11 protein-coding genes, 1 tRNA gene and 1 pseudogene are annotated in these 8,855 nt (G+C 71.0%); 7 read left to right on the top strand and 6 right to left on the bottom strand.

Going from position 1 to position 8,855, the window contains the following annotated elements; translation table 11 throughout:
- Positions 1-669 precede the first annotated feature (669 nt).
- Positions 670-2,184: a hypothetical protein gene (locus EUA98_RS12855; RefSeq protein ID WP_130103088.1), complete on the top strand. Its 1,515-nt coding sequence runs from the start codon at positions 670-672 to the stop codon at positions 2,182-2,184.
- 61 nt (positions 2,185-2,245) lie between these two features.
- Here the strand turns inward: EUA98_RS12855 and EUA98_RS12850 are convergent, their stop codons facing one another.
- Positions 2,246-2,764, bottom strand: a complete 519-nt coding sequence (locus EUA98_RS12850; RefSeq protein WP_130103087.1) for an AMIN-like domain-containing (lipo)protein — start codon at positions 2,762-2,764, stop codon at positions 2,246-2,248.
- 166 nt (positions 2,765-2,930) lie between these two features.
- On the opposite strand from EUA98_RS12850, the gene EUA98_RS19780 reads away from it, so the two are divergent.
- Positions 2,931-3,107, top strand: coding sequence for a hypothetical protein (locus tag EUA98_RS19780; protein WP_165372826.1), 177 nt, complete (start codon positions 2,931-2,933; stop codon positions 3,105-3,107).
- 49 nt (positions 3,108-3,156) lie between these two features.
- On the opposite strand, the gene EUA98_RS12845 is transcribed toward EUA98_RS19780, so the two are convergent.
- A tRNA-Ser gene (locus EUA98_RS12845) sits at positions 3,157-3,241 on the bottom strand.
- Positions 3,242-3,402: 161 nt separating this feature from the next.
- Here EUA98_RS12845 and EUA98_RS12840 point away from each other — a divergent pair.
- From EUA98_RS12840 to EUA98_RS12825, 4 genes are all read left to right on the top strand, one after another.
- Entirely contained in the window at positions 3,403-4,074 is a 672-nt protein-coding gene (locus EUA98_RS12840; RefSeq protein WP_130103086.1) for a hypothetical protein, read from the top strand.
- An 83-nt stretch (positions 4,075-4,157) separates the two neighbouring features.
- A complete protein-coding gene (locus tag EUA98_RS12835) occupies positions 4,158-4,580 on the top strand; it encodes a hypothetical protein (protein WP_130103085.1) in 423 nt (140 codons plus the stop codon).
- Positions 4,580-4,822, top strand: a complete 243-nt coding sequence (locus EUA98_RS12830) for a helix-turn-helix transcriptional regulator (protein ID WP_130103084.1) — start codon at positions 4,580-4,582, stop codon at positions 4,820-4,822. The genes EUA98_RS12835 and EUA98_RS12830 overlap by 1 nt, the downstream gene beginning before the upstream one ends.
- Before the next feature lie 108 nt (positions 4,823-4,930).
- Positions 4,931-5,638 carry a DUF4386 domain-containing protein gene (locus EUA98_RS12825; protein ID WP_130103083.1) on the top strand — a complete coding sequence of 236 codons (708 nt, stop codon included), beginning with the start codon at positions 4,931-4,933 and terminating at the stop codon, positions 5,636-5,638.
- Positions 5,639-5,654: 16 nt separating this feature from the next.
- Here EUA98_RS12825 and EUA98_RS12820 read toward each other — a convergent pair.
- Positions 5,655-6,238: pseudogene (locus EUA98_RS12820) on the bottom strand (helix-turn-helix domain-containing protein).
- A gap of 96 nt (positions 6,239-6,334) precedes the next feature.
- Here EUA98_RS12820 and EUA98_RS12815 point away from each other — a divergent pair.
- The gene (locus tag EUA98_RS12815) at positions 6,335-6,880 is read left to right on the top strand and encodes a mycothiol transferase (protein ID WP_130103082.1); all 546 of its coding nucleotides are present in this window, start codon (positions 6,335-6,337) and stop codon (positions 6,878-6,880) included.
- 37 nt (positions 6,881-6,917) lie between these two features.
- On the opposite strand, the gene EUA98_RS12810 is transcribed toward EUA98_RS12815, so the two are convergent.
- From EUA98_RS12810 to EUA98_RS12800, 3 genes are all read right to left on the bottom strand, one after another.
- Entirely contained in the window at positions 6,918-7,358 is a 441-nt protein-coding gene (locus EUA98_RS12810) for a hypothetical protein (protein ID WP_130103081.1), read from the bottom strand.
- A gap of 166 nt (positions 7,359-7,524) precedes the next feature.
- Positions 7,525-8,355: an FAD:protein FMN transferase gene (locus EUA98_RS12805; protein WP_242511471.1), complete on the bottom strand. Its 831-nt coding sequence runs from the start codon at positions 8,353-8,355 to the stop codon at positions 7,525-7,527.
- The gene (locus EUA98_RS12800) at positions 8,352-8,852 is read right to left on the bottom strand and encodes an FMN-binding protein (protein ID WP_130103080.1); all 501 of its coding nucleotides are present in this window, start codon (positions 8,850-8,852) and stop codon (positions 8,352-8,354) included. The genes EUA98_RS12805 and EUA98_RS12800 overlap by 4 nt, the downstream gene beginning before the upstream one ends.
- Positions 8,853-8,855: the final 3 nt, after the last annotated feature.

Below are 8,855 nucleotides of genomic sequence, written 5' to 3'. Positions count from 1 at the left end.
TCCATCATCGGAAGGCCTCGACCTCTACCCAGCGACCGACGCGCCCACCCCGGCTACACCCTCATCTGTGAAGAGCCATCAAACTGGGCTACTAGCCCGACTTCATCGGAGTTGATTTTCATCATCTTCGAATCCCAATCGCCTGTTCAAGAAATCCGTCGTAGTCACGCGGCAGGGCGGTCGGGCAATTGTGGGGGCAGTCTCGGGACACGGCTGCGCCGACACCGCCTGGGCTGACCGAGTCGGCCTGCCGTAGACATCGCGACTCGCAAAGAAGCGGGCCGCCAAACACCACTTGATGCCACCTATGCAACGAACGCGGTGGTGCCATGGCCTGCCAGTCGACATCCGGATGGGCGTTCCCGCGGGAACGTCCCCATCTCAAACACCGAGACGGTTTCACGCGCTTTTGAGCCCACATAGCGGGATTTTGCCGTGAAATGTTCCCGCGGGAACGCCGGTCGGTGCCGGGAGACGGCGCGGCTGAGCATCCCCGACAATTCACCACCCTGGAGGGTGCGACACCTTCGACCTGAGAGGATTCGCGCTGTGGCATGCCGGCGGGCGCGGAGGGCTGAACCTCCCAGCGCCGAACCGGCGTGCAGGCTGAAGTACTGCGCCCACGACGGACACCGTCCGGGGTGATTCGCCCGGTCGAGGGAGCTACTGATGGACACCGCCACGAGCGTGGGGCCGACGGCGGCCGCACCCGCTAGAGGTAGATCGGCCCGGTCGGTCGTCCGGCGGTCGTGGGTGCTCGTGCTGGCGCTCGTCGTCGTGGTGGTGGCGTGGCGGATCGCTGTGACCGCGCTGTACGTTTCCGGCCTGGCGCTGACCGTGGTGGGGGTCCTGGTCGTGCTGCGTGGCCGACGGAACTGGGCCGTTGGTGCGTCCGCGGTGGTGGTGGTGCTCGGGCTCGGTGGACCGTGGCTGGGTGTGCGCCTCGCGTATCGGCCGGTCGGCGTCGCTGTCTCCGGCTCGGTCGAGTCGTACTCGGAGTACCTCACCTCCGTTGGAGACGTCACGCTGCTGACGCACAGGGACTCCGTCCTGGCCGTTGGCGATTCCGGCGCGACGGCCTGGCAGACCGACGTCCCCGACCTGAGCGGGGTCTGGCCGCTCACGGACGGTCGGTTGCTCGTGAGGGCTGACGGTGAGCTCGTCGCGATCGCCGGCGACGCGGAGGGTGAGCGGGGATGGTCCCGGCCGTTGGTGGCCGGGGAGGACACGCTCGTCGCGGTGTCTGCCGACGTCGTCGTCCAGCGATCCTGCGTGAAGGCGGAGGGCGCTGTGGCGAGCTGCACCTGGGCCGGGGTCGACCTCGCGGACGGTGCGGGCCTCTGGGAGGTTGAGGGGGCGTGGGCGCCGGGATGGCCCGTGAGGAGCGGCAGGCCCAGCACTTCCGTATCCATCGTGCATTCGCTCGAGACGTCCCTGTTCACGGTGCGAGGCGAGCGCGGCGAGATTGATGTCCACGACGCGGACACCGGGCAGACCGTGCAAGTCCTTCGTGGCCCGGACGTCAGCCCCGTGCTCGTGGGCGACGCGGCGCTGGTGTTCCGCACGGGCGGCACCTGCTCCGTGGAACTGGTGCGGACGGCCGGCTCGCAGTGGACGAGCGAGTACCCGTGCGCGCTGTGGGACGAGCCGGAGTACGACTTCTCGTGGGGCGGGTCCCGGGTGGGGGACGCGTACTGGGGCGAGCCCATCGAGGGTCGGGGCACCCTCGTCGTCGACCTGGGGGACGGCACGGTACGCAACGAGGGTGCCTCCTACGAACGGGACATCTACCCGTTCGGGTTCGAAGACCGCGAGCCCGTGGAGGTCCTCGGCGCCGGGCTCGACGTCCAGGTGCGCAGCGACGGGCTGGTTGGGCGCGACCCGGTCGACGGGACGGCCCGATGGGAGGTCGGTGTCCCGGGCGCCAACATCAGGTCGGTGCAGGCGGCCGGCGGGGTGGTCGTGATGACCCGCTACCAGCGACCGCTGCTTCTCCACGAGTGGTTCGCCCCGGAAGACCCCCGCACAGTCGTCGTCGAGGTCCTCGATGCCGTGAGCGGTGAGCGTCGCGCGGTCGTGCGGACGGCAGACATGCTCGGGGGGCCCGTGCTCGTCGGTGACCGGGTGCTGCTCGAGGTCGCCGACGTCAGCGGCGAGCGGACGATGCGGCTCATCGGCCGCTGACGACGAGGTGACCCGGGCATGACGAAGGGCCCGTCACCTGCATCGACCACGGTCAGCGCGCTCACCAGCGGTGGGCGACATCCACGACGAGGCGCGACCCGCTCCCGGGACCATCGAGCGTGAACACCCGGAACGGCAGACGCGCGCGCACATCGAGGCTGATGATGCTGTTCTTCAGGAGCCCGCCGCCGCTCACTGCCCGGAACGTGCGGTACTTGGAGAAGCCGGTCAGCACGAAGTTGTTGTCGGTGCCGAACGTGGAGTTGCCCGCGGGGTCGATCATGGCGGCGTCCACGTTGATCTGCAGGTGCGCGAACTCGGTCTTCGAGGTCGTCCGCTTCGGGTAGTACTGGACCTCATAGCCGTCGATCTTGCCAGCGACGTCGATCACGAGCCGGTCGTAGCAGGTGTGCTGCCCGGCACGCACACCGGTGATCGAGCCGATCGACGTGGCGGCGGAGTACTGCTGGAGCGAACCCCAGCGGAGGCCGCAGTACGGGGCTGCCTCGGCCGGCGAGGCGAGGGTCACCCCCGTGGCAGCGAGCAGGATGACGAGCAGGACCCTCATGAACCGCTTCATCGCGGCACCCTCTGTCCGTTCAGGTGCAGTCCGTACGACCAGTTCGGCCCGACGGCCGACGCGGTCGGCGCAGGGGTTCCGGCGTCGACGTGCTGCCCTGCCAGGCTATCGCCGACGTGTCGCGATATCGACGCGGACGTGCACAAGCTGGACCGAGGAACGGACGATGGCGACTGACGGCGAGCTCGAGGTGGCGGCGGAGTGGGCCGAGAACCGGATGACGCTACGCCGGGGCGGCTCGCCGACCACGCTGCGCGGGGCCGCAGCCGCCGCGTGCGGCAGCGACCCGATCGAGCGCTCCAGGGGAGGGCGCCCGTCGATCGACCCCCGCACCCGGACATGACGAAGGGCCCGTCACCTGCATCGCAGCAGGTCACGGGCCCCTATCAACGCGGAGGATGGGGGATTCGAACCCCCGAGGGCTTTCACCCAACACGCTTTCCAAGCGTGCGCCATAGGCCACTAGGCGAATCCTCCTGGCCGGTTGAGGGTACAGGCTCGGCGTGGGTGTTTGCACACCGCCCTGCCGGCTTCGGCCGCGGCCCGCTGGCGCCGCCAGGTCACGGGTGATCCGAGCCGCGCGCCGACCGCCGTCCGAGCCCTGTGCAAGCCCGCCGGGGGGCGGCGACAGTAGATAGGTGGACGCCCGGCCGGAGCGGGCCGCGGCACCGAGCCAGGAGCCAGGAGCCGGGAGCCGGGACGCCGGGCGTGGGGAGGGTGAGATGGCCGGGCGAGATGCGGTTGCGGCAGTCGTTGCCGCGGTCCTGATCTTCGTCGTCGGCGCCTGTGCGGAACCGCGGGCGGGCCGGCCCGCATCCCCCGGCCCGGCCGAGATCGCCGTCGGCGGCGCGGACTGCCTCGCGGACGAGGTGCTGGCTGCCCTGCCGGTCACGGCGTCCACCGGGGCGGGGTCCGAGCGCCCGGCACCGGCCGCCGGAGCCGTGCCGCGCGGGTTCGAACCCGTCCAGGTCGTCGAGTGTCGGGCGCCGGAGATGGTCCTCGTCGGACCGACGGCGAGCACCACGGCGACCCCCGTGCCGCCGGTCACCGTGGTCGAGGTGGTGCTCACCGGCGACCTTGGCCCGCTGCTGGCGGCGCTGTCGCGCACGTCCGACCCGGTCCCGACCGACCTCGCGTGCCCGCCGATGGTCGAGTTCCAGCCGCAGATCTACCTGGTCGACGCGCAGGGCCGGGCGGTCCGGCCGCGGTGGCCGGTCGACGCCTGCGGGTTCCTGCACGACGGCGCGACGGCCGCGCTCGCCGGGCTGTCGGAGGTCAGCTCGCGCGAACTGGTGGCCGAACCCCGGTAGCCGTGTAAAAGATCATTGACACGATGTCTGGTCTGCCCTACATTCGGTGATGTCAACAGTTCTTTACATTGAGGGGTCCGGGCATGTCGTACGAAGAGAAGCGCGCGTGGATCTACGCCGCGATCGCCGTCGGGCTCCCGGTCGTCTACTTCGCGACCGTGCTCGGCCAGGTCGGGTCGGTGGCCGACGTCGACCAGATCGCCTATGTCCGCCCTCTGCTCTGGGCGATCGGCGCGGCGATCGTGCTCAACATCGTCCTGAGCATCGTGGCCACGATCGCCTCACCCGAGGACCGTGACCGGACGGACGAGCGCGACACCAGCATCAACCGGTACGGCGAGTACGTGGCGGGCATCGTCCTCGGCGCCGGCATGGTGGTGCCGTTCGCCCTGACGCTGGCGCAGGCGCCGCACTTCTGGATCGCCCAAGGCATGTACCTGGCGTTCGTGCTGTCGGCCCTGACGTCGGCGGTCATCAAGATCCGCGCGTACCGACGCGGCCTGTGATGGTCAAGCCGACGAGGGTCACGAACCGGATCCGCGCCCTGCGGTTCGCGGCGGGCGAGATGACCCAGGCCGAGCTGGCGGAGCGGGTCGGGGTCACCCGGCAGACCGTGATCGCGATCGAGCAGGGTCGCTACTCGCCGTCCCTCGAGATGGCGTTCCAGATCGCCCGGGTCTTCGCCGTCCCGCTCGACGACGTCTTCCAGTTCCCGGACGCGGTGGCGCGCCCCGACACCGCCCACTAGCCCCGCCAGTCCCGACACCGCACCGCCAGTCCCGACACCGCACCGACCGGCGCGGGAGGACCTACCTCCCGGCCTGGACTCGTCACACCCAAAATGAAGGAGACCGTCATGAGCTCACCCCAACGGCTCGCCCGGACTGCGGGCGCCTACTACCTCGTCGTCGCCGTCCTCGGCGCGTTCGCGCACCTCGTGCGCGGCCAGGTGTTCGTGCCTGACGACGCCGCCGTCACTGCGGCGAACGTCGTCGCGAACGCCACGTTGGTGCGGTTGAGCTTCGTGGCCGACCTCGTGCAGGCGACGTTCTTCCTGCTCGTCGTGCTGACGCTGTACCGGCTGCTGCAGCACGTGAACAAGGACCTGGCCCGTGCCATGGTCGCTCTCGTCATGATCGCGGTGGCGATCATCTGCCTCAACCTGGTCCACCAGCTGGGGGCCCTGCTCGTCGCGACGGAACCGGCCTACGCCGGAGCCTTCGGTCCGGAGGGGACCGATGCCACGGTGCTCCTGCTGCTCGACCTGCAGCACTACGGGTACCTCATCGCTCAGATCTTCTTCGGCCTGTGGCTGTTCCCGCTGGGGATCCTGGCCTACCGCTCCGGCCTGTTCCCGCGCCCGCTCGGTGTCCTGCTGATGGCCGGAGCCGTCGCCTACGTGACCGACTCCGCGCTGCAGTTCCTCGCACCCGGGCTCGCGGGTGCGCTCAACCCGGTCATCGTGGTGCTGGTGACCCTCAGCGAGGTCTCGATGCTCGGCTACCTGCTGATCCGGGGGGTCCGGACCCGGCCGAGCGCCGACCGGGTGCTCGTCGCGGCCTGAGCCGGTCACGCCTCGGCTACCGCCCGGGGCGACCCGTGCGCAGGTGGGCGCGCTCGCCCTGCCGGCCGAACAGGGCCAGGTACTCCGCCGGCTCCGGCCCCGCGTTGCCGAGCCAGTGGGGCACCCGCGTGTCGAACTCGGCGGCCTCTCCCCGCACCACGACGAGGTCGCGCTCACCGAGGACCAGCCGCAGGCGTCCGCTGGGACGTACAGCCACTCGTGCCCCTCGTGGGTCTGCTGCTGGGGGACCTGGGTCGACGGGGCGGGCGGCAGGATGATCTTGAAGGCCTGCAGCGGGCCGGGCTGGTCGCTCAGCGGGACGACCGTCGAGCCGCGCAGGCTCCTCGGCCGCAGATGCACCCGAGGGTCGCCGGTCGCGGGGGCGCCGACGAGCTCGTCCAGCGGCACCCGGTGGGCGCGGGCGAGCGGCAGGAGGAGCTCCAGGGTGGGCCGTCGGAGTCCGGACTCCAGCCGGGACAGCGTGCTGACCGAGATGCCGGTGGTCGCGGACAGGCCGGCGAGGGTCAGCTGGCGCTGCGGGCGGAGTGCGCGCAGGCGAGGCCCGACGGCGTCCAGCACGACATTCGTGTCTTCGGTCACCGTTCCAGTTTGCCGGACCGGCAATGGGGTTTGCTGCCGACGCGGCAGGGTTCTCTGTGTCCGCCCCGGGTGACCTCGCGCCCTACTGTGGCTCGCATGGAGAACCTGACCGCCCTGGATGATCGCGAACCGCCGTGGCCCGCACCGTCCCGGGTGGACCCGCCCGGGATCGCGGACGAGCGCACCTTGTTGGCCGCGTTCCTCGACTTCCACCGGGCGACCCTGCTGGTCAAGTGCTCGGGCCTCGACGGCGAGCAGCTCGCCCGCCGGGCCTGCCCGCCGTCGACGCTGTCCCTGCTCGGGCTGTTGCGCCACCTGGCCGACGTCGAGCGAGGCTGGTTTCGGCACTCGCTCGACGGGCAGGAGATCGCGCCGATCTACTACACCGACCGCGCGGACCGCGACGTGCAGTTCGACGTCGACCCCTCCCAGGCGGCGGGCGCGTTGACCGCCTATCTCACCGAGGTGGCCGCCGCTCGGGAGGTCGCCGCGCGCCACGAGCTCACCGACACCGCCGTGACCCGGCACGGCGAGGTGGTCTCGTTGCGCTGGATCCTGCTGCACATGATCGAGGAGTACGCCCAGCACATCGGCCATGCCGACCTGTTGCGTGAGGCCATCGACGGCGTCCGCGACCAGTAGGCGGGTCCGCGCGCAGTCGGGCCGCACGGCGGACGGGTCAGCCGGAGCGGGTCGCCACGGCCCGCACGAAGGCGACGATCGCGACGACGATGCCGATGATGCTGCCGCCGATCCCTACCCCGAGCAGGATTCGTGCGACGAGGGTCCAGTCGAACGAGCTACCGCTGAAGTCGAACGGGAACACCTGCCACATCGCCGCCATCGCCGCCAGCCCGACGGAGACCGTGAGCAGATCGCCGAGGGCGCGCAGCCAGCGGGGATCTCGGACCAGGTACACGAGGTTCGCGACGAGGTTCACGATGATCGACGCGTTGACCAGCCCGATGACCAGCGTCATGTCGCTCGTGAGGAACGGCACCGCGTCCCAGCCGGGCCACACGTTGGCCGCGTACAGCAGGACCGCGTTCACCAGCACCGACACGAGGTATCCGGTACGTCGGACGGCGAGCGGTTGCCGTTTGGTTGCAGTGAGTGTCATCAGGACCTCCCCGTTCGAACCTCACCCACCACGCTAGGCGGACCGGTCGCCGCGACTGAGGAGCACAAAGTCCTCGATCCTTCCGCGCCGGCATGCGAGGCGAGGTGCGGTGGGGTCCGGACGCGCACCGTCTTGCCGGGTGACGGCGCGGCCCGTCCGTGGGCGGCTACGGCTCGTTCTGCCAGCGGTGGACGGCTCCGTCGGCGAGAACGAGCAGCCCGCTCGTGCCGTGCAGCGTCTCGACCCAGTCGACCGCACCGGCGCCGCGCGCGACGGCGGCCGTGGCCCACACGTCGGCCCACATCAACGACGGTCCGATGACGGTCGCGGAGACCACCTCGGTCACCGCGGCGCCGGTGTGCGGGTCGAAGATGTGCGAACCCCGCGCAGCCAGGCCCGAGGTGGCGATGCCGCCGTCGTGCACGGGGACCGTGGCGAGGGTGGCGGTTCGGTCGTGCGGGTCCTGGATGCCGATGAGCCACGGGTCCGGCTCGTCGCCGGGGCGCACGAGGATGTCCCCGCCGGCGCCGACGGCCAGCGCGAGCGCGGGCACCGCCTCGAAGTGCCGGGCGGCGCGGGCCACGGCCCAGCTCTTGACGAGCACGGTCGGGTCGAAAAGGCCGGGACGACCGGGCACGGCCCAGGCGTCGACGTACCCGTCGGTGCGGGTACGTGCCACCTCGCACAGGCGGTGCACCTCGCGCACGGCCGGGTCGCACGCGTCGAGGGTGAGCTCGCCGCGGCCGAGTCGACTGATCTCGGAGTCCGGCTTGTAGGTGCTGAAGATCCGGTCGACCTCGCGCAGGTCGGCGAACAGCTTCGCGGCGGCCTCGGCGGCGGCCGGTCGCCAGGCGCCCGCACCGCGCACGTGCACGCTGATCGGCATGCCCATGATCTGCTCGACCCACGCGCGCCGCCGGTCCGGGGCCGTCTCGTCGGTCGCGACCCCGGGCCTGTCGACGACCGCTGCACCGGCGCGCTCCGTCACGGCGGTCACAGCCCGGCCTGGTCGAGGGCGCTCTGCAGCGAGTCGATGTAGCCGCCGCTGGTGTAGGTCGCGCCCGAGACCATCGCGATGTTCGCCGAGCCGGCCGCCACGGCCTCCTGGTTGAGGATCGGGATGCTGAACGAGCTGATCTGCACGTTCTTGCGGTCCCCGCCCGGGTACGCGATCGCCTCGGACGCGGTCATGACGCCATCGACGACGGTGATCCGGACCTGGACCTCCCCGAAGCGGGTCGAGGCCACCGCGCCGTCGTATGTGCCGGACGCCGAGGTCGCCGCGGCCGCCGCAGCCGCGTCGGCGGCGGCCTGGGCAGCCGCCGCGGCAGCATCGGCGTCCGCCGTCGAGGTGCTCGTGGTGGTCGCCGCCGAACCGGTCGCGGCAGCCCCGACGGCGTTCGCCGCGGCGATCCGGTTGAGGCTCGTCGGGAAGGAGAACAGCAGCACGAGCCCGGTCAGGGTGGTGCCGATGGCGATCAATATGCGGCGCATGGC

Origin of the sequence: Pengzhenrongella frigida (genome assembly GCF_004168625.1) — a bacterium.
GTDB lineage: Bacteria > Actinomycetota > Actinomycetes > Actinomycetales > Cellulomonadaceae > Pengzhenrongella > Pengzhenrongella frigida.
The sequence above is the reverse complement of the archived record's forward strand: the minus strand, read 5'-3'. Positions and strand labels throughout refer to the sequence as shown.

Excerpts from the sequence above, each read along its gene's own strand:
- EUA98_RS12850 (WP_130103087.1), bottom strand. The coding sequence starts at position 2,764 with ATGAAGCGGTTCATGAGGGTCCTGCTCGTCATCCTGCTCGCTGCCACG.
- EUA98_RS12855 (WP_130103088.1), top strand. The coding sequence starts at position 670 with ATGGACACCGCCACGAGCGTGGGGCCGACGGCGGCCGCACCCGCTAGA.
- EUA98_RS12810 (WP_130103081.1), bottom strand. The coding sequence starts at position 7,358 with ATGACACTCACTGCAACCAAACGGCAACCGCTCGCCGTCCGACGTACC.
- EUA98_RS12815 (WP_130103082.1), top strand. The coding sequence starts at position 6,335 with ATGGAGAACCTGACCGCCCTGGATGATCGCGAACCGCCGTGGCCCGCA.
- EUA98_RS12830 (WP_130103084.1), top strand. The coding sequence starts at position 4,580 with ATGGTCAAGCCGACGAGGGTCACGAACCGGATCCGCGCCCTGCGGTTC.
- EUA98_RS12825 (WP_130103083.1), top strand. The coding sequence starts at position 4,931 with ATGAGCTCACCCCAACGGCTCGCCCGGACTGCGGGCGCCTACTACCTC.
- EUA98_RS12800 (WP_130103080.1), bottom strand. The coding sequence starts at position 8,852 with ATGCGCCGCATATTGATCGCCATCGGCACCACCCTGACCGGGCTCGTG.
- EUA98_RS19780 (WP_165372826.1), top strand. The coding sequence starts at position 2,931 with ATGGCGACTGACGGCGAGCTCGAGGTGGCGGCGGAGTGGGCCGAGAAC.
- EUA98_RS12835 (WP_130103085.1), top strand. The coding sequence starts at position 4,158 with ATGTCGTACGAAGAGAAGCGCGCGTGGATCTACGCCGCGATCGCCGTC.